Origin of the sequence: Sorangium sp. So ce362, assembly GCF_051519845.1 — a bacterium.
Taxonomy (GTDB): Bacteria; Myxococcota_A; Polyangia; order Polyangiales; family Polyangiaceae; genus Sorangium.
This window is the reverse complement of the sequence record NZ_CP150332.1, coordinates 11,898,050-11,916,401: the sequence shown is the minus strand read 5'-3', so window position 1 is coordinate 11,916,401 and position 18,352 is coordinate 11,898,050. Positions and strand designations below refer to the sequence as shown.

At 72.4% G+C, this 18,352-nt stretch carries 16 protein-coding genes and 1 pseudogene; 4 read left to right on the top strand and 13 right to left on the bottom strand.

Annotated elements, in window-relative coordinates; genetic code table 11:
- The first annotated feature begins 17 nt into the window (after positions 1-17).
- The 4 genes from WMF17_RS45680 to xylB all read left to right on the top strand — a co-directional run bounded on the left by WMF17_RS45680 (position 18) and on the right by xylB (position 4,563).
- Positions 18-683 (top strand): LON peptidase substrate-binding domain-containing protein, encoded by a 666-nt coding sequence (locus WMF17_RS45680; protein WP_437599834.1) that lies wholly within the window; start codon positions 18-20, stop codon positions 681-683.
- A gap of 136 nt (positions 684-819) precedes the next feature.
- Positions 820-1,806: a hypothetical protein gene (locus tag WMF17_RS45675; protein WP_437599833.1), complete on the top strand. Its 987-nt coding sequence runs from the start codon at positions 820-822 to the stop codon at positions 1,804-1,806.
- Positions 1,807-1,959: 153 nt separating this feature from the next.
- Positions 1,960-2,970, top strand: coding sequence for a zinc-dependent alcohol dehydrogenase family protein (locus WMF17_RS45670; protein WP_437599832.1), 1,011 nt, complete (start codon positions 1,960-1,962; stop codon positions 2,968-2,970).
- A 36-nt stretch (positions 2,971-3,006) separates the two neighbouring features.
- Positions 3,007-4,563: a xylulokinase gene (xylB, locus tag WMF17_RS45665; protein ID WP_437599831.1), complete on the top strand. Its 1,557-nt coding sequence runs from the start codon at positions 3,007-3,009 to the stop codon at positions 4,561-4,563.
- A 200-nt stretch (positions 4,564-4,763) separates the two neighbouring features.
- On the opposite strand, the gene WMF17_RS45660 is transcribed toward xylB, so the two are convergent.
- The 13 genes and pseudogenes from WMF17_RS45660 to WMF17_RS45600 all read right to left on the bottom strand — a co-directional run bounded on the left by WMF17_RS45660 (position 4,764) and on the right by WMF17_RS45600 (position 18,290).
- Positions 4,764-5,573 carry a metallophosphoesterase family protein gene (locus tag WMF17_RS45660; RefSeq protein ID WP_437647201.1) on the bottom strand — a complete coding sequence of 270 codons (810 nt, stop codon included), beginning with the start codon at positions 5,571-5,573 and terminating at the stop codon, positions 4,764-4,766.
- Positions 5,574-5,579: 6 nt separating this feature from the next.
- The gene (locus WMF17_RS45655) at positions 5,580-6,533 is read right to left on the bottom strand and encodes a diacylglycerol/lipid kinase family protein (RefSeq protein WP_437647199.1); all 954 of its coding nucleotides are present in this window, start codon (positions 6,531-6,533) and stop codon (positions 5,580-5,582) included.
- 62 nt (positions 6,534-6,595) lie between these two features.
- Positions 6,596-7,252 carry a hypothetical protein gene (locus WMF17_RS45650; RefSeq protein WP_437647197.1) on the bottom strand — a complete coding sequence of 219 codons (657 nt, stop codon included), beginning with the start codon at positions 7,250-7,252 and terminating at the stop codon, positions 6,596-6,598.
- A 289-nt stretch (positions 7,253-7,541) separates the two neighbouring features.
- A pseudogene (locus WMF17_RS45645) lies at positions 7,542-7,844 on the bottom strand (hypothetical protein); the annotation flags it as partial.
- A gap of 319 nt (positions 7,845-8,163) precedes the next feature.
- Positions 8,164-9,933, bottom strand: coding sequence for a cytochrome-c peroxidase (locus WMF17_RS45640; RefSeq protein WP_437599827.1), 1,770 nt, complete (start codon positions 9,931-9,933; stop codon positions 8,164-8,166).
- A 280-nt stretch (positions 9,934-10,213) separates the two neighbouring features.
- Positions 10,214-10,528 (bottom strand): hypothetical protein, encoded by a 315-nt coding sequence (locus WMF17_RS45635; protein WP_437647195.1) that lies wholly within the window; start codon positions 10,526-10,528, stop codon positions 10,214-10,216.
- Between the two features lie 618 nt (positions 10,529-11,146).
- On the bottom strand, positions 11,147-11,407 hold the full coding sequence (locus WMF17_RS45630; protein ID WP_437599825.1) for a hypothetical protein: 261 nt from the start codon (positions 11,405-11,407) through the stop codon (positions 11,147-11,149).
- Between the two features lie 301 nt (positions 11,408-11,708).
- Positions 11,709-12,557, bottom strand: coding sequence for a carbohydrate ABC transporter permease (locus WMF17_RS45625; protein WP_437599824.1), 849 nt, complete (start codon positions 12,555-12,557; stop codon positions 11,709-11,711).
- Positions 12,554-13,435 (bottom strand): carbohydrate ABC transporter permease, encoded by an 882-nt coding sequence (locus WMF17_RS45620; protein WP_437599823.1) that lies wholly within the window; start codon positions 13,433-13,435, stop codon positions 12,554-12,556. Before WMF17_RS45620 ends, WMF17_RS45625 begins: the two co-directional genes overlap by 4 nt.
- Positions 13,432-14,784 carry an ABC transporter substrate-binding protein gene (locus WMF17_RS45615; RefSeq protein ID WP_437647193.1) on the bottom strand — a complete coding sequence of 451 codons (1,353 nt, stop codon included), beginning with the start codon at positions 14,782-14,784 and terminating at the stop codon, positions 13,432-13,434. The genes WMF17_RS45620 and WMF17_RS45615 overlap by 4 nt, the downstream gene beginning before the upstream one ends.
- 37 nt (positions 14,785-14,821) lie before the next feature.
- On the bottom strand, positions 14,822-15,946 hold the full coding sequence (locus WMF17_RS45610) for an ABC transporter ATP-binding protein (protein ID WP_437647192.1): 1,125 nt from the start codon (positions 15,944-15,946) through the stop codon (positions 14,822-14,824).
- Positions 15,947-15,955: 9 nt separating this feature from the next.
- The gene (locus WMF17_RS45605) at positions 15,956-16,771 is read right to left on the bottom strand and encodes an HAD family hydrolase (protein ID WP_437599819.1); all 816 of its coding nucleotides are present in this window, start codon (positions 16,769-16,771) and stop codon (positions 15,956-15,958) included.
- A 187-nt stretch (positions 16,772-16,958) separates the two neighbouring features.
- Positions 16,959-18,290, bottom strand: a complete 1,332-nt coding sequence (locus tag WMF17_RS45600; protein ID WP_437647190.1) for an aspartate kinase — start codon at positions 18,288-18,290, stop codon at positions 16,959-16,961.
- Between the last annotated feature and the right edge of the window lie 62 nt (positions 18,291-18,352).

The following is an 18,352-nucleotide window of genomic DNA, read 5'->3' as shown; positions in this document are numbered from 1 at the left end:
GTGCTAGCCTACGACTTGTGGAAACGACGCCTCCGCGACCGGGCGACCTCAACGCGGCCTTGCTCGATCTCCCGCTGTTCCCGCTGCCGCAGACGGTGCTCTTTCCCGGCGCCCTCCTGCCGCTCCACATTTTCGAGCCGCGCTATCGGGCGCTCGTGCGCGACGCGCTCGAGACGCACCGCATCCTCTCGGTCGTCCTCATCACGGACCCCCGGGCGGTCGACGCGCACGGCCACCCGGCGATCGCGGGGGTGGCCGGCGCGGGCGAGATCATCGATCACGCCGATCTGCCGGGGGGCCGCTACAACATCGTGCTGCGGGGCCGCGCCCGCGTCCGCCTGGCCGAGCGCCCGTTCGTGCCGCCGTACCGCGCGGCCGTTGCGACCGTCCTCGAGGACGAGCCCGGGGAGGTCTCGGCCCAGGATCACGCCGCGCTCATCTCCACCGCGGCCTCGTTCTCTTCGCTCGTCCGCGAGCGGGACCGCAATTTCGAGTTCCGGCTGCCGCGCGACGCGGCCACCTCGCTCATCGCGGACCTCTGCGCCCACCACCTGATCCTCGACGCCCGGGAGCGGCAGGCGGTGCTGGAGACCCTCGACGTCGTCGCGCGGGTGCGCCGGGTGACCGAGGCGCTCGCGCTCCAGCAGCTCGCGCTCGCCTCGGCGGCGCGCGACGTCAACTAGCGCCTCGCGTCGCGACCGGGGGCCGGCGCGGATGGGCCCGATTGCGCGCCGCCGGAGCGCCATACCTGAACACGAGTCCAGAAGCGGCTCCGGAGCGGGGTGCGGTCGTCCCAAGATAGAGTAGGCTGCGCCGCCTATGGCGACCTCTCGTTCAACGGAACCTTCAGCCCCGATCATCGTCAAGCACCCGGGGTGTCCCCAGTGGGGACTCGGATACCTCGTCGAGGAGCGCGACGAAAAGCGCTTCTACGATTTCGAAGACGGCCACAATCACTCCATCGCCAAGGCTTTCTGGTCGAAGCTCGAGCCGGTGCAGCTCGGCGACGACGAGGCGAACGCGCTCGAGGCCAGGATCCGCGGGCTCCGCGACCGGCCGTCGTCCGCCGCCAGGAAGCAGCGCGCGCGCGTTGTCGCGCCGCCGCTCACGAGCTTCGACGAGCAGGTCACGAGCTTCGAGTCGCAGTTCGAGGGCGGGTTCGGGGGCCCGCACTTCGTCGCCGAGGAGCGCGGCGCCGTCGGGGCCCACGCGCCCGAGGGCGGGAAGAAGAAGAGCAAGGCCTTCAAGCAGGGCGCCATCGAGACCGCCCGCGCGCTCCTCAGCAAGGGCGAGCTCGAGGCGCTCCTCGCGGCGGGCAACCTCACCGATTTCATGGAGCGGATCACCAAGGTCCACAAGGCGGCGACCGGCCTCCTGCACCCGCTCGGCGACCTCATCCCCTTCAACAAGATGCCGGCCGAGCACCACCGCGCCTATGCCGAGGCGGTCGTCGATCTCCTCTATGGCGCGGACGACTACGCCGCGCGCTTCGACCGGTTCGCCGGCGTGCTCGCGGCGGCCAAGGTCGTCACGTGGCCGCTCGCGACGATCCTGAGCGCGCTCGTCTACCCGGGCGAGCACGTCTTCGTGAAGCCCTCCTTCTTCGAGAAGCAGGCCGTCGTGCTCGGCTTCAACCTCGCCTACGATCGCGTGCCGAGCGCCGAGGGCTATGCCCGGATGCAGTCGCTCGCGCGCGACCTCGAGCGGCGCCTGCGCGAGCGCAGCCTCGCCCCGCGCGATCTGATGGACGTCTACGCGTTCCTCTGGCGCACGATCTCCCCGCCCAAGCAGTCCGCGAAGTCCTGACATCCCGCGTCAGCCCGCCCTGCGCGACGGCGCGCCGGGCGGCGCTCGAGGGATCTCGACGCGCGGCCGCGGCGCGCCTATGCGACGACCACGAGAGGGCCTCGCAGCGAGCAGCCGCGCGCTGCCTCCGCGGCGGCCCGAGGAGGGTCTCGCATGAAGGCAGCCGTGCTCGAAGCCGTGAAGAAGATCGTCGTACGCAACGACGTCGCGCCGCCGCAGATCGGCCCGCGCGACGTCCTCGTCCGGGCCAAGGCGTGTGGCATCTGCGGGACCGACGTGCACATCTGGGAGGGCGATTTCTTCCCGACGTTCCCGCTGATCCCGGGGCACGAGCTCGCCGGCGAGGTGGCCGCCGTGGGCGACGAGGTCGAGGGCCTCCGGCCCGGCGATCGGGTGATGGTCGACCCGACCGTGACCTGCGAGGAGTGCCATTTCTGCATGATCAACCGGCAGAACCACTGCCTGAAGTGGAACGCCGTGGGCGTGACCCGCGACGGCGGCTTCGCCGAGCTCGTCCGGGTGCCCGCGAAGAACTGTTATCGCTTCGAGCGCGTCTCGTTCGCCGAGGCGGCGTTCTGCGAGCCGCTCGCGTGCGTCGTCTTCGGCCAGGATCGCGCGCGCATCGAGATCGGCTCGGAGGTCCTGGTCCTCGGCGCCGGCCCGATCGGCCAGCTCCACCTCCAGGCGAGCCGCGCGAACGGCGCGGCCGCCGTCACCGTGGTCGACGTCGTCGAGTCGAAGCTCGATCTGGCGCGCCAGCACGGCGCGACCGAGGTGGTCCTCGCCGACAACGCGCTCGCGGCGAAGCTCAAGAAGATCGCGCCCTACGGCTTCGACGTCGTGATCGACGCGACCGGCATCGCGCGGGTCCTCGGCGACTCGCTCCAGTACGTCAAGAATGGCGGCCGGTACCTCGTGTTCGGCGTGTGTGGGCCGCACGACAAAGTCGAGATCTCGCCGTTCGAGCTGTACCGGCGCGATCTCGAGATCATCGGCAGCTTCGCGATCAGGAGGACGTACGACCGGGCATTCAAGCTGATGGAGCGCGGGGCCGTCGACGTGAAGCGGCTCCTCTCCGAGGCGATGCCCGTCGAGGAGCTCCAGCGCGGGCTGGAGATGATGAAGAAGGGCACCGCGCCCATGAAGCTCCAGGTCGTGTTCTAGCCGCTCACTTTCACTTTACGAAAAAGGACGCTCTTCATGGCCATCGTGATCGGAATCGACGTCGGGACCAGCGGCCTCAAGGCCATCGCAGTCGAAACGGAGCGCGGCGCGGCGGTCGCGTCGGCGCACCGCGAATATCCGCTCTCCACGCCGCACGCCGGGTGGGCCGAGCAGGATCCCGAGGACTTCGCCGCGGCGGCGCTGAGCGCCCTCGGCGAGCTCGCCCGCGCCCTCGGCCCGCGCCGGGACGAGGTGCGCGCGATCGGGCTGACGGGGCAGATGCACTCGGCGGTCTTGCTGGACGAGCAGCAGGCCGTCATCCGGCCGGCGATCCTGTGGTGCGACACGCGCACCACGGCCGAGTGCGAGGCGATCCGCGCGAACCCGAAGGTCGGCGACGCGGGGCTCGCGCGCCTCGTCGGCAACCGCGCGCTCGAGGGGTTCACGCTGCCGAAGCTGCTCTGGCTCCGGGAGCACGAGCCCGAGGCGTTCGCCCGCGTGCGCGCGGTGCTGATGCCGAAGGATTTCGTGGGCTTGCGGCTGACGGGCGAGCTCGGGACGGACGACAGCGACGCGAGCGGCACGCTGGCGTTCTCGCCGGGGGATCGCTCCTTCAGCGCCGAGCTCCTCGGGGCGGTCGGGGTCCCGCGCGCGGTGTTCCCGCGGTCCGCGCCCTCGAACGCGCCGCTCGGCCAGCTCACGTCCGAGGTCGCGACCGCGACGGGCCTGCCGGCGGGCACGCTCGTCGTGCGGGGCGCCGCGGACAACGCGGCGGGCGCGGTGGGGCTCGGCATCGTGCGCAGCGGCCGGGCGATGGCGTCGGTCGGCACGAGCGGCGTGATCCTCGCGCACACCGACTCCTGGATCGTGGAGCCCGAGATGCGGCTCCACAGCTTCTGCCACGCGGTCCCGGGCCGGTTTTACCTGATGGGGGTGATGCTCGCCGCCGGCGGCGCGCTGCGCTGGTACCGCGACGTCCTCGGCGACGGGGAGCGCATGGCGGCCGAGATCCGCAAGGTCGATCCGTACGAGATCATCGCCGACACGGCGTCGACGGCGCGCCCCGGCGCGGGCGGCGTCGTCTTCCTGCCGTACCTGATGGGCGAGCGCACGCCGCACAACGACGCGGCGGCGCGCGGCGCGTTCGTGGGGCTGAGCGCCCGGACGACGAAGGCCGACGTCTCGCGCGCGGTGCTGGAGGGCATCACGTTCGGGCTGGCGGACTCGCTGGATCTGATGCGCGGCGTGGGGCAGACGAACGGCGCGGCGGCGGTCACGATCGACGAGATCCGGCTGACCGGCGGCGGGGCGCGCAGCGCGTTCTGGCGCCAGCTGATGGCCGACGTCTTCGAGGCGCCGGTGGCGATCACCACGTCGACCGAGGGGCCGGCCTACGGCGCGGCGCTCCTCGGCGCGGCGGGCGCGGGGCTGTTCTCGTCGGTCGAGGAGGCGGCGGACGCGTTCGTCCATGTCGTCTCGCGCGTCGCGCCGGATCCGGCGCGCGCGGCGCGGTACCGGGAGATCCACGCGGTGTACCGGGGGCTCTACAACGACCTGCGCGGGCGGTTCCGGGAGCTCGGGAAGCTCGCTTGATCGGGTGAAGGGAGCCGGGGCGCCACGGCGCCCGCTCCGGGCGCCCACCGTTCACTCGACTCATCAGACAGCGCGCGGTGGTGCTGCCATTCGAACATGAAGGCCGGAAGGCGGGAAGAAGCTCCCAAGGCTCTTACCGACTTCCCGTCTTCATGTGAAACCGCTCTGGGCCAATGACAGCACCGCCCAGCGCGCCAGGCCTACGCCGCCCGCACCCACCCCCGCGCCGTCTCCTCGAAATGCTCGGCGCTCGCGATCCCGAAGACGCTGCTGTCCGGCTGCCAGAAGTTCCGCTCGATCTCGATCTTCCGCCCGTCGATGCGGATCACGTTGAACGCGTTCTGCTCGCCACGCCCGCGCGTCGAGGTCGCCGTGCCGGCCTGGATGATGAGCGACGAGTGGCCGCCGGCCTCGAACCGCTCCGCCGAGTGCCCCGTATGGCTCAGGTGCAGATGACCGGACAGGATGACGTCGACGCCGCAGCCCGCGATCGCCGCCATCGCCTGCCTCGCGCGCCCGACGATCGCATGCGGCGAGCTCTCGGGCAGATCGAACGGATGATGCGTGACCACGATCTTCGCGATCTCGGGGCCGAGATCGCACAGCCTCGCCTTGATCCCCTGGATCTGGTGTTCGTTGATGCGCCCGTCCTTGATCGTCAGCGAGCGCGCGGTGTTGATGCCCAGGACGGCGAGCTCGGCGTCGAGGTGGAACGGCGAGAGGTCGTCCGTGATGTGGCTCCGGTACCTGTCCAGCGGGCGAAAGAACCTGTCGAACAGGTTGTAGAGCGGGACATCATGGTTGCCCGGCACCACGATCTGCGGCGAGGGCAGCGCGTCGAGGAAGGCGCGCGCCTCGACGAACTCGGCGCTGCGCGCCCGCTGGGTCAGATCGCCCGAGATCACGACCACGTGCGGCTCGAGCCCCCCTATCCTCTGGATCAGCGGGCGGAGGATGTCCTTGTTGACTCGGCCGAAGTGCAGATCCGACAGGTGCACGAGCGTGCGCATGATGCATCATCCCCCCAGCGCGGTGGCGTGCTCCGATGAGCCCTCCTGCCGTCGTGGGCCCGAGCTGACGTCGGACGACAGGGGCACGATGACGCTGAGCGCTTCAGGCCGCGTGCGATAGCACAGCGGCGGCGTCATCCTGAGGATCTCGCCGTCCGCGGCCACGTGGAGGCGGCGCCGATGCGGCGCCTCCACCCGGAGCTCCGTCGTGCGCAAGATGCTGAAATCGCTCGCCTTATGGATGCGCCCGGCGAGGGCGCTGGCGATGAGCTTGACCCTGGAGAGGCGGCTGTCCGCGTGCGCGACGCACACGCCGAGCTCGCCCGAGCTCGGCGGGCGCTGGCGGGCGAGATCGACGTCGCCGAGCTTGAAGTCGTTGTTCGCCACGAACACGAACGGCGTGTCCAGCTGGAGCTCCTGCCCGTCCAGGAGGAGCCGGAGACGGACGCCCTCGTGCCGCCGGATCCCCGAGGCGGTCGCCAGCGCAAGGGCGAACCACTTGTTCAGCCCGCTCCGCTTCCGGAGCGCCTCGCGCTCGCGCACGATGCTCGGGTAGATGCCCAGCGTCGAGTTGTTCACGAACACCCGTCCGTTGACCTCGCCCAGGTCGACCCGGACGCGCCGCCCCTCGACAAGCGTGCGCACGGCGCCCTCGAGGGTCAGCGGAACGCCGAGGTACTTGGCGAAATGGTTCACCGTCCCGAGCGGCAAGACCCCCATCGTCTTGTCGGTGTCGGCGATCGCGGCGGCGACCGTGTTCATCGTGCCGTCGCCGCCGCCCGCCACGACGAGATCGTGAGGCCCCCGCGCCGCGCGGCGGGCGAGCTCCCCCATGTGCTGGCCCTTCTCGGCGCACAGCATCTCGGCGTCGAAGCCGCTCTCTTTCAGGAGCTCCGCGAGCCGCACGCGCTGCTCCGCCGCGCGGTTCGACCGGGAAGAGAAGTTCAACAGGACAGCCATGGATCGACGCATCACCACCGTATCTCCAGCAAAAGGGCCGCCGCTCGCGCGGCCGGCAGGGGTCACCTCGCGAGCGGGGCGAGGCGGCGGAGCAGCTGCGCCGCGAGCTCGGCGCGGTAGACGAGGCCCTGGAGCAGGTGGGCGACGACGTTGTCCTTCGCCGCCCGGGTGGCGCGCGCCGGGCGCGCCGCGAACCACGCGAGCTCGCACGCCGCCGCCTCGACGAGGGGCCGGCGCGTCGAGAGCCAGCGCGCGCACCACGCGGCGAGGAGCGTGTCGCCCTCCGCCGCGGCGACGTACTGGATCAGCTCGACAAGGTCGACGCCGTGGCGCATCCCGAGGAGCGTCCCGCGGTAGGACTTCTCGGTGCTCAGCAGGTGATCGGCGATGTGATTGCGCAGCGCCGAGAAGGCCTGGCCCACCGCGCTCCCACCCACGCTGACGGGCAGCCCGCGCTCGCCGAGGAGCGAGGGGAGCTCCGACAGCACGGCCTCCGCGTGGGCCGAGATCGCCCGCAGGGCGTGCGCCGGCGGCACATCGCCGAGTCGCTGCGCCTCGACAAGCGGATGCGCCTTCGCCGAGCGCTCCGTCTGGAACAGCTCGCGGACGAGGGTCGCGAGGAACGCGCGCCCCCTCGGGCTCTCCTCCTGCGGTCCGGACTCGTCGCTCTCCACGCGGCCCTCGCCGTCCGATGCCTCATTGCTCCGAAGTTCCTGCATGTTCGTCCCCTCTCCCCTCCTCACGCCGAGGTCAGGACCCGCTCGCGGCGCGCCGCGCGCCTGTCCCGGTCCGCCGCGAGGTCGTCTTGCGCGAGGCCCCTGCCCCGCTGCGGCGCGCCGTGCCCTGCGTCGCGCGGGCGCGGCGGCTCGTCGTCGTGCGCGAGGCGCTGCCCGAGCGCGCGCCGGGCGCGGCGCTCTTCTTCGTCGCGCTCGTCGCGCGCTTCTTCGTCGCGCTCTTCGCGCTCGCGCTCCTCGGCGCCTTCTTCGCGGCCGTCCCCCGCCCGGCGCTCGCCGCGGCGTTCCGCTTGCGGGTCGCGGCCGCCTTCTTCGCCGCCGCGCTCCTCGCGGCAGCCGGCCGCGCCCTGGACGCCGCGCCGCCCTTGCGGCCTCCCTTCTTCGCCGGCTCCTTGTTCACCGGTTTGCCCACCCCCGAGCCCGACTTCTTCCCTCCGCCGGTCATCTTGTTGACGGTCGCCCAGGCCCGCCGCTCGGCCTCCTCTTCCGGCACGCCGCGCTTCTCGTACCCCTCCTCGATGTGCTCGGCCTGTCGCTTCTGCTTGCCTGTGTAGCTGGATTTGTCGCCTCTCGGCATGGTCTCCTCCTTGCGAGCTCGCGCCTCCGCGCGGTTCCGCTTCTCCGCTGGAAGCCCCGGCTCGCCCTGTCGTGAGAAGAAGACAAGACCGTGCCTGTGGCTCGGATCCATCGAATCGCGGTGTCTGCCCGATGGCGGAGCAACCGCTGTGCCGTCCGGGGGAGCCGCGACGTCCCCTGACGCGCGTCCGGATTTCCCGTCGGTTGCGGCGCTGGCGTCGCGCTGGTCGGAAGATCACGGGGCGCGATCGTGGCAATCGGCCCCGGGTGATGAGGAACGCCTCAATCGTGTCGCGCGGGGAGCGCGGCCGGGCGAGCGCTCAGAGGGACTCGAGATAGGCGACGAGATCGTCGACCTGCGCCGGGGTCAGACCGGAGACGTCGCCGTGATCGTCGCCTCCGCACGCGGGATCGAAGCGATCGTGGAGCGTCGCGGCGCAGCCGTCGTGCATGAACGGGGCGCGCCCGGAGATGCCGATGAGCGAGGGCACCTGCAGGAGCTCGCCGGTCCCGACATCCTCGTTCCGGTTGTTGGTGAGCATCGGGCCGCTGTGGCAGTCGGCGCAGGCCACCTTCTTGTCATGGAAGAGCGCCGCGCCGCGCGACACGGCGGCCTCGTCCTCGGGCGGCGACGCCGGGAAGGCGGGCAGGCTGTCGATGTAACGGGCCATCAGGTCGAGCCGCCGGGCGCCGGGCTTCGGGCCGCCCATGCGGGAGACGAACACCTCCCCCATCAGGCCCGCGAGATCCTGCATGTCGCCGCTCCAGTGGAGGGGCGCTGTCTGCAGGATGCCGCCGCCCATGGCCTGCGTCCGCCGCAGGCCCACGGGATCGAAGTTCCACGTCTGCCCGTCCTCGTGTCCCTCGGGGTGGCACGACGCGCACGCGACGGCGCTGAAGCCGTTCGGCGGGCGATGGAACATCTCATGACCTGTGTCTCTCACGCTCTCGCCCGGCAGCGCGATGGTGCGCCCGCCGAGCACCTCCAGGGCGGCCGGCTCGCGCAGCTGCACGACGACGGCGCCCCGGCCGTCGAAGGCCACGGCGATCGGCTGCCCGCTCAGCGGCTGCGAGGTGACCTCGGGATTGCAGTTGGCTGTCGCGGAGCTGTTCGTCATGTCGCCGACCGTCGTGGTCACGACAACGTTGTTGCCGGCGCCCACGACGGCGAGGCGCGCGCCGTCGGGCGCGACAGCGATGTCGACCGGCAGCGAGACGCCCGGGATCGCGGCCGCAGGCGGCGCGGTGGCCGGTGAGTCGGGAGCGTCCGCCGGGTCGATCCTGCTGATCGTGCCGTGCACGATGTTCCCATCGCAGTCGGCCGCCTGGTAATAACCGCCCGGCGCGAGGGTGACCTGTGACGACATCGCGCGCTGGTGCACCATCATCGCGCCGCCGCCTGGGCGCGGCGTCATGCGCCAGGCCACGGAAGGCGCGTAGTCCGAGGAGCGGAACCCGGTCGAGCGGAAGGCGGGGAGCGCGCGGCGCGAGAGCACCTCGCCGTCCGGGCCCACGACCAGCGTCTCGGCGGACTTGAAGCGGCTGACGAGGAGCCGGTCGCCGTCGACCACGACGTCGCGCAGATCGGCGGCGGGGCGGAGCTTCCGGATGGCGGGGCCGCCGGAGGCCGGGAGCGTCACGAGCTCACCGCCGGCGCAGGCGACGTGGATGGCGTCGAGGGAGGCGTCGAAGGCGACCCCGCGGGGCGCGCGGCAGACCTCCCTGCGCGCGACGACCGACCGCGCCTCGATATCGACGGTCGCCACGGCCCCGGCGCGCCGGAGCGCCACGTGGACCTGGCCGCTCGCGTCCTCGACGAGCCGCCCCGGCTCGTCGCCGCGCTCCAGCGCGACCGCCGCCACCTCGCCGCCGTCGAGATCGACGATCCAGACGCGGTCGCGGTCGGCGTCCGCCGCCACCGCCGTGCGGCCGTCGCGGGCGATGAGCAGCGTCCCGCCGCTGATGGCCGGCGGCGGGACCTCCGTCACCGTGATCCGCGGATCAGAGCCCTCGATACCGAGGCCGGGCATCGGTGCGGGCCCCTCCGACCCGCAGGCCCCGAGGAAGGACGAGAAAACGCTCGTGGACACGAGCCCTACCAGGACAAGAGAACGAGAAAGTGGCTGACGCATGAGTTCCTCCGTTCGTCGCGCGCGCGAGCTCAGCAAGAAGGATTCCATGGAAATGTCGAGATCTGGACGATGGTTAGCGGCGCGCGGCGGCCGGAGGCCGGAGGCCGGAGAGGGAGAGGTGTTCTCGGGGGTGGTGTGAACGAAGGCGCGCGCTGCGTGGCGGGCGGCGGGCGATCCGAGTACGACCCGGCGGTGTCGGGAGCAGCGGCGCGCGCTCCCGGCGGAGGGCGCTCTCGGTTCAGACCGGCGTGTCGTCGCCTTCGAGCGGATCCTCCTCGTCCGGCGGCGTGCCGGCGGCGCCGCCGTCGCCGGCGGTGCCGTCCCCGGTGCCGCCCCCGACGGACGTCCCGGTGGTCTTCTTCCGGATCTTGCGGCTGAACAGCCTCCGGGTCGCGATGGGCACGAGCCGCGGAATGGTCGGATCCTGCTCGTTGGCGCGCTCGAGCACCCGCACGATCGGCTCGAGCAGGCTCAGGTTGATACCGTCGGTCCGGTCGAGGTCGCCGCTCGTGACCTTCTGTCCTGCGGGCCGCGCGGCCGCGGTCTTCGCCACCTGGGTCAGCTCCTCGGCGGCCTCGTCGAGGCGCTCGACGTAGTCCTGGTCGACCAGCTTCGCGGCCGGAGCTTCGAGCGTCGGGTCGTTGTCGTCTGCCTCTTCGGGAAGAGAGGTAGGTTTGGCCCTGACCCAAGGCCAGGTGCGTGCGGAAAGGGACGTCCAGGGGATCGCACGTTTTGGTCATCGAGCCGGCCAGCGCCTGCGGGAGCATGTCTCTTGACTACGACGGCGCGGCGCGTGTCGCGCGGCGCCGCGCCGCCGGCATCGAGGCGGAGGCCGTCGTCACGCCGCGAGGAGCCATCGTCATCCGAGGCGGAGCTCGCCGTCATTCGGCCGGGAGTCGTCGTGCTACGGGCTCGGGCCGTCGTCATCAATCATGCTCAGCGAAAACATTCGTCGTCAACAATCATTGCTCCAAAACTTGCCACCTTGAGCCATCGCGTACTGCTCAATAAACTGGCTCTTTTCTGGGACGGGATGCTTCGATCACGCCATCGGGCAGCCGTTACGCCTCGCCGGGCAGCCGCTCCGCCCCGCCGGCAGTCCGTAGCGTGTCGTCACGCGCGCGGAGGCGGAGGGAGATCGCGACCCCCCGCCGTCCGCGGCAGGTCGCTGTCAGCGGTAGCCGCCGAATCCCATCTCGTGCTCGATCTTGACCAGCTTGTTGTACAGGCCGATCACGAGCAGGGACGGCACCCACTGGCCGACGAAGTTCGCGATCTGCTTCTTGCCGGCCAGCATGAAGCCGGCCGAGGCCAGCATCGAGCCGATCGCCAGCCCGAGGTAAGCGCCGGACGGGACCCTGCCGGTCCTCTCCTCGATCTTCGTCGTGACCTTGCCCTCTTCCTTCTTCATCATTGGTTCGGTCGTCGTCATCGTGGATCTCCTTCCGCGGCGCCCGGCCGGCGCTGCGCTTGCCGCTGCGAGCCGGTGCGACGACCGGGCCAGAAGCGAGGGCGTCCGGACGGGAACAAACAGCGCAGCGATTCCCCTCGATCCGGCGCCGAGGCGCGCTGCGCGGCGAGGCGATCGCCGGCGTCAATGAAAGGTGCGATCGCGCCCGGCCGCTCACTGCCACGTCGATGCACACGCCGGCCGGGCAAACCGCGCTGTCACCGGCGGCTCGGCGGCCTCCGACACCGGCCGTGCTCGGGCGCCCGATCCGCTCCAGACCCGCTCAGACCCGCGCCGTCACCGCGCGCAGGAGCTGCCGTTGCGCCGCCGCGAACACGAGCAGCACCGGCAGGCTCAGGAGGACGTTGCCCGCCATCACGAGGTGCCAGCGGACCCCCGTCCCCTGCTCCCGTAGGAGGGCAATCGCGAGCGGCAGCGTGCGCACCTGATCGTCGGTCGTCATGACGAGCGGCCAGAAGTAATCGTTGTAGTGAAAGACGAAGCTGAACAGGAACAGCGCCGAGAGCGTCGGCCGCAGCATCGGGCCGAGGATCAGATAGATGATCCTGAGCTCGCCCGCCCCATCCATCCTGGCCGCCTCGATGATCTCGTCAGGGACCGAGAGCAGCGCCTGGCGCACAAGGAACGTCCCGAGCGCGCTGACCCCGAAGGGGAGGATCAGCGCCGCGAACGTGTTCACGAGGCCGGCCGCGCCGAGCATCGTGAACACGGGGACGAACGTCACCTGCGCCGGGATGAGCAGGCACGAGAGCACCAGGACGAACGCGGCGTTCCGACCGACGAACCGGAGCTTCGCGAGGGCATAGCCGGCCGGGAGCGCCAGCGCGATCTGCAGGAGCGCGATGGCCGTCGCCATGAGCACGGTGTTGGCGAAATACCGCATCACCGGCACCGCCTGGAGCACCTCGCGGTACGCGCCGAGCTGGATCGCCTGCGGCAACGGGTACGCCGGAGCACGGGTGATCTCGGGCAGCGTCTTCAGCGAGGTGATCGTCATCCACGCGTACGGCCCGAGCCACACGACGGCCACGAGGAGGAGCACGACGTCCGAGATGAGCCGGCGCGCGCCGAAGCGCCCCGCGGCCGCGCCGCCGCTGCGCAACGCCGTCATGACGACCGCCTCCCCTCGCGCGGCGCGTCCGCGCGGAGCGCCCAGAGCTGAAGGACCGTCAGGAGGAGCAAAAACCCGAAGAAGATCACGATCATCGCGCTCGCCCGGCCGACCCGCAGGTTCACGAAGACATGCTCGTAGATGGCGTAAACGAAGAGGGTCGTCGACTTGACCGGTCCCCCCTGCGTCATCACGCGGATCACGTCGAACGCCTGGAAGGAGAGGATGAGGCTCGTCGTCGCCACGAAGGCGGCGCTCGGGCGGAGCAGCGGCCACGTCACGTGGCGGAACCGCCGCCACGGGCCGGCGCCGTCGAGCGCCGCCGCCTCGTGCAGCGCGCGGGGGATGTCCTGGAGGCCCGCCAGGAAGATGACCATCGCATACCCGGTGATCTTCCAGACGCTCACCGCGGCCAGCGCGAGCAACGCCGACCGGGGGTCGCCGAGCCAGCTCATCGTCGGGAGGCCGAGCCCGCGGAGCGCCGCCGAGAAGACCCCGTCGGCGTCGAGGATCCACATCCAGAGGAGCGCCACCGCGACCCACGACACGACATAGGCGCTGAACACCGCGCCCCGCACGAAGGCATAGACAGGCCCCGGCCGATCGAGCGCCACCGCCAGCGCGAGCCCGAGAGAGCCGGAGAGCGTCACAACGACGGCGCTGTAGCCGAGCGTGCGGAGGAGCGTGCCCATGAGCTCGCCGCTCCCGGCGAGGACCTCGTAGTTCCGCAGCCCGACGTAACGCGGCGGCGTGAGCAGGTCCCACGCGTAGAAGCTGTTCCTGGCCGCGAGCAGGAGCGGGACCAGGAAGAACACGGCCAGGAAGGCCGCGGTCGGCAGGAGGAGCAGATAAGGCGAGAGGGGGTGCCTGGGCTTCATCGCTCGCGCGCCACGCGGACGGCCTCGGAGAGGGTCTCGGCGGCGTCGCGCTGAGCGAGCACCGCCTCTTCGAGCCGGGGCTGCACCGCCTCGCGCTGGACGCGGAACAGGTCCGGAGACCAGGGCCAGGGCGCGGCGTGCGCGAGCTGGTCCACGGCGACACGGTCGTTCGGGTGCGCGGCGTAGTAGCCGCCCCGCGTGAGCTCCTCGAGGCCGCGCCGCGAGACGGGCATGTAGCCCGTCCGCGTCGCCCACGCGTTCGCCTGCGACGGCTGCATCATCCAGCGCAGGAACGCGAACGCCGCCTCCTGCGCCGCCGGCGCCGCGCCCCGCGGCATCACGAACATCGTCCCGCCCGTGGGCACCGAGGAGCGCACGTCGCGCGGCAGCGGGGCCGCGCCGACCTCGAACTTCCCCGCGCCCGCCTGCCCCGCGTTCTCCTCCAGGTACCGGAGGAACGCGGTCGAGGTCCAGATCATCGCGACCCGGCCCGAGAGGAAGTCGGTGTTCGTCACCTGCCACGCGTTGTAGTCGCGCCCCGGCGGCGGCTTCATCGTGCGGTCCTCGTGCACGAGCGTCTGCCAGAACCGGAGCGCGCGCACGCCCGCCTCGCCGCCGAACGCCGGCGCGCCGTCCGGGCCGAGGAGCTCGCCGCCCGCCTGCCCCACGAGCGCCGCCCAGAACCACCAGTCGATCGGGCACTCGAACCCCCACCGCCGCGTGCCACCTCCGTCACGCACCATGAGCCGCGCCGCCGCCGCGCGGAGCTCGTCCCAGGTCGACGGCGGCGACAGCCCGAGCTCGCGGAACACATCGCGGTTGTAATAGGCGATCGGCGTCGACCGGTTGAACGGCAGGCACACGAGCGGGCGCTCGCCCCCGCCGACGAACGTCCCCGCCTGGCCGAGCGCCTCGACAACGTCGAGATCGGCGTGCCCGGCGCCGGGCGCGCCGAGGAACCGATCGAGCGGCTCGAGCACGCCCGCCTCGGCCAGGTAAGGCACCACCTCGCCGACGACGTGCGTCAGCGCGGGCGCCGCGCGCGCCGCGAGCGCGGTCCGCAGCTTGGCGAGCGCCTCGAAGTAGTCGCCCTGGTACACCGCGTCGATGCGGTAGCGGCCCTGCTCGCGGTGGAACTGGTCGATGAGCGACAGGAGCACCTCGCGGTTCTTGCCGCCGTAGGCGAACCACAGCGAGGCCTCGATGCGCCCGTCCGGCGCGCGCCGCGCGCAGCCGGTCGCGCCGGACGCGGCCGCGGCGATCGACGCGGCGAGCGCCCGGAGCGCGTCGCGCCGCGAGCAGGCGGCGCTCGCCCCGGACCGCGCCGCGCCGCGCGCGCGCCCGCTCACGAGGCGGCCTCCCCGCGCGCGGCGCGGCCTCGTCCGCTCATGACGCGGCCCGCGGCGGGGCGATCCGCGCGCCGGTGCCCGCGTCGAACCAGAGCACGACGCGCGGATCGAGCCGCGCGCGCACCGCCTCGCCGGGCGCGGGCGTCGCGAAGCCGTGCGCCCTCGCGCGCAGCCGCGTCCCGCCGGCGTCGAGGTACAGGTACGTCTCGGCGCCGAGCGGCTCGGCGATCACGACGCGCGCCTCGACCTCCACCTCGCCCCGCGCCGCGGCCCCGGCGTCGCCCCACGCCCCCGCGTCGCCCGGCCCCGGCGCGACGCGCAGGTGCTCGGGCCGCACGCCCGCGATGGCCCGGTCGGGCAGCGCCATCCCCGGCGGGGCGGGCAGCGAGAGCGCCGCGCCCTCGTACCGATCGCCGGCGCGCTCGAGCGGGACCAGGTTGATCGCCGGCGTGCCCAGGAACCCGGCCACGAAGGTGTTCGCCGGCGCCTCGTAGATGGCGCGCGGCGGGCCGACCTGCTGGAGCTCGCCGGCGCGCAGCACGGCGATGCGGTCGCCCAGGGTCATCGCCTCGATCTGGTCGTGGGTCACGTAGACCGACGTCGTGCCGAGGCGGCGCACGAGCGCCGCGAGCTCGACCCGGAGCTCGGCCCGCAGCGCGGCGTCGAGGTTCGAGAGCGGCTCGTCGAAGAGGAACGCCGCCGGGGCGCGCACGATCGCGCGGCCCATGGCCACGCGCTGGCGCTCGCCGCCCGAGAGCTCGCCGGGGCGCCGGTCGAGCAGGTGGCCGACGCCGAGCAGCGCCGCCGCCTCCTCGACGCGGCGCGCCCGCTCCGCCCGCGCGACCCCGCGCATCCTGAGCGGGAAGCCCATGATGTCGCGCGCGGTCATGTGCGGGTACAGGGCATAGCCCTGGAAGACCATGGCCACGTCGCGGTCCTCCGGCGCGACGCGGCTGACGTCGCGGCCGCCGATCGAGATCGCGCCGCCGTCGGGGCTGTCGAGGCCCGCGATCAGCCGGAGCGCCGTGGATTTGCCGCAGCCGGAGGGGCCGACGAGGACGAGCAGCTCGCCGTCCTCGACCTCGAGATCCAGACCGGCGAGGGCGGGGCGCTCGGCGTTGGGGAAGCGGCGGGTCAGGCCGCGGAGCGAGAGGGTGGCCATGGCGGCAGCTCAGGTGGCGAGCAGGACGAGCCCGGGGATCGTGTCCGCGACCGCGAGCAGCTTCGGGCTCGGGGAGACCGCGACGGGCACCCGCGCCGTCCTCAGCAGGGCGGCGTCGTACGCGCTGTCGCCGAAGGCCGCAAGCACCGCGAGCTCGGGGAAGAGGCGCTCGAGGGCGCGGATCTTCCCGTCGCCGTAGGTCGCGACCGCGCCGAGCTCGGGGGCGAGCCGGCCCTCGCGGACGGCCGGGGTCATGGCGGCGATCCGCTCGGGCGCGACGCCGAGCCGCCGGACGGCGCGCTCGATCACGGCGCGCGGGGAGGCGGACACGACGTACACAGGGACGCCGCGCGACCGCGCCCAGTCGAGGATCGGCAGGAGCGCCGGCCGGATCCGCCCCGCGTGGCCCTTCTCCTCGAGCACGCGGTCGACCAGGGCGGCGAGCTCGTCCTCGCGCCACCCCGCGAAGGCCCAGGCCATCATCGCGAAGGCCCGGTCCTCCGGGTAGCGCTCGGCGGCGAACGCCGCGTAGAGCGCGCCGGCGATCTCGTGCGCGCCGCCCTCCGCGGCGACGCCGAACGCCTCGGCCTCGCGGCGCAGCGCCGCCTCGGCCTCGGGCCGCGCGTGGCGCCCGGCGAGGAACGCCTCGAACAGGTCGACGCCCACGTCCCCCTCCCAGAGGGTGCCGTCCGCGTCGAACGCGAGGGCGCCCGGGCCGACGGCCCCGTGCGCAGCCTCGATCCTCCGCAGGATGTCGCTCGTGCTCTCGCGCGGGATCGATGCTGATGCCGCCGCCGCGCCGCCGTCGAGGTGTGCCGCTGTCATGGTCTCCCGGGGCCGGACGCCGGGTCCGGCCGAGGGCTACGCCTACTGCGGCGCCCGCGTCGCGTCACGCCTGTCAACGTCCCGTCACCCGGGCGGCGGCCGGCCGCATCGAGCCATCGCGGCGCCGCGGCGCGACCTCGCCCTCCTCGAGGAGCGTTGCCGCGCCTTCTCCTGGGATCGAAGGGTGTTACCGCGCCCTCTCGAAGAGAGAGCGGTGCAGCACCGCGACCGCGGCCGCGACGCTCGCGTCCTCGATGACCATCGACAGGTTGATGCTGCCCATGGCGTAGCTCAGCATCTCGACGTTGACGCCGGCCTCGGCCATCGCGTCGAGCACCTGCGCGGCGACGCCCTTCCGGTTGGGCAGGCCCTGGCCGACGATCACGAGCGTCGTCCGGTTGGGCAGGACCTCGCAGGCGCCGAACCGCTCGAGCTCGGGCAGCGCGCGGCTGAGCTTCCCGAGGTCGTCGGTGGTCATCGAGACCGACACCTCGGACGTGGTGATCACGTCGATCACGACCTCGTGCCGGGCCAGCACGGCGAGGACCTGCGCGAGGAAGCCGACCTCGCCGAACATCCGGGTCGAGCTGATCTTGAGCACGACCTGCCGCTCGCGGTACGCGATGCTGGTCACGGGCGGGGACGCGGCGTCGGTGTTGAAGTCGATGACCGTGCCGGGGTGATCCGGCCGGTTCGTGTTGAGCACCCGCACCGGGATGCCCCTCTCCATGGCGGGCAGGAGCGTGGAGGGGTGCAGGACGCGGGAGCCGAAGAACGCGAGCTCCGCGGCCTCGTCGAAGCGCATCGTGGGGATGTTCCGGGCCGTCTTCACGACGCTCGGGTCGGCGGTCATCACGCCGTCGGTGTCGCTCCAGATCTGCGCCTCCTCGGCGCCGAGGCCCGCGGCGAGCAGCGTGGCCGTGAGGTCGCTCCCGTTGCGGCCGACGGTCGTGATCTCGCCGGCCTCGTTGCGGCCGACGAAGCCGGTGACGATCGGGACCACGCCCTCGGGGACGCGCTCGGCGAACATGGCCTTGACCCGGGCGTCGAAGCCGGACAGCGGGCGCGCGCGGCCGAAGCTCGCGTCGGTGATGAAGCCGAGGTCCCAGACGTCGTAGGCGCGGGCCGGCACGCCGCTCCGGGCGAAGAAGTCCGCGATGCAGCGGACGGCCAGGCGCTCTCCGAAGCTCGCGATGTAGTCGAGGCTCCTCGGGCTGAGCTCCTTGACGAGGCTGATGCCGCGCAAGAGGTCCGCGATCTCCTCGTAGAAGGGCGCGAGGAGGTCGGGCGCGCAGCCGAGCGACTCGGCGACCGCGCGCTGCTTGCTCACCGGGATGGAGGGGTCGAACCGCCCGGTGGCGGCGAGCCTGGCCGCGTTGATCAGCGCGTCGGTCATGCCCTTGTGGGCGGAGCTCACGACGACGGGGCGGCGATCCAGACGAGCTCTGACGATGAGAAGGACCTTCTCGATCTGCGCGCGGCTCTCGACCGAGCTGCCGCCGAACTTCATGACGATCATGCGCGTGCCTCCATGGGCCTGGCGGCCCGTGGGCGCGGAAGGATAGTCATGCTCGGCCGGTA

Bases quoted from the DNA above. Each gene is read 5' to 3' on its own strand.
- xylB (WP_437599831.1), top strand. From the start codon at position 3,007: ATGGCCATCGTGATCGGAATCGACGTCGGGACCAGCGGCCTCAAGGCC.
- WMF17_RS45600 (WP_437647190.1), bottom strand. From the start codon at position 18,290: ATGATCGTCATGAAGTTCGGCGGCAGCTCGGTCGAGAGCCGCGCGCAG.
- WMF17_RS45675 (WP_437599833.1), top strand. From the start codon at position 820: ATGGCGACCTCTCGTTCAACGGAACCTTCAGCCCCGATCATCGTCAAG.
- WMF17_RS45650 (WP_437647197.1), bottom strand. From the start codon at position 7,252: ATGCAGGAACTTCGGAGCAATGAGGCATCGGACGGCGAGGGCCGCGTG.
- WMF17_RS45625 (WP_437599824.1), bottom strand. From the start codon at position 12,557: ATGACGGCGTTGCGCAGCGGCGGCGCGGCCGCGGGGCGCTTCGGCGCG.
- WMF17_RS45605 (WP_437599819.1), bottom strand. From the start codon at position 16,771: ATGACAGCGGCACACCTCGACGGCGGCGCGGCGGCGGCATCAGCATCG.
- WMF17_RS45620 (WP_437599823.1), bottom strand. From the start codon at position 13,435: ATGAAGCCCAGGCACCCCCTCTCGCCTTATCTGCTCCTCCTGCCGACC.
- WMF17_RS45630 (WP_437599825.1), bottom strand. From the start codon at position 11,407: ATGACGACGACCGAACCAATGATGAAGAAGGAAGAGGGCAAGGTCACG.
- WMF17_RS45670 (WP_437599832.1), top strand. From the start codon at position 1,960: ATGAAGGCAGCCGTGCTCGAAGCCGTGAAGAAGATCGTCGTACGCAAC.
- WMF17_RS45655 (WP_437647199.1), bottom strand. From the start codon at position 6,533: ATGGCTGTCCTGTTGAACTTCTCTTCCCGGTCGAACCGCGCGGCGGAG.
- WMF17_RS45610 (WP_437647192.1), bottom strand. From the start codon at position 15,946: ATGGCCACCCTCTCGCTCCGCGGCCTGACCCGCCGCTTCCCCAACGCC.
- WMF17_RS45660 (WP_437647201.1), bottom strand. From the start codon at position 5,573: ATGCGCACGCTCGTGCACCTGTCGGATCTGCACTTCGGCCGAGTCAAC.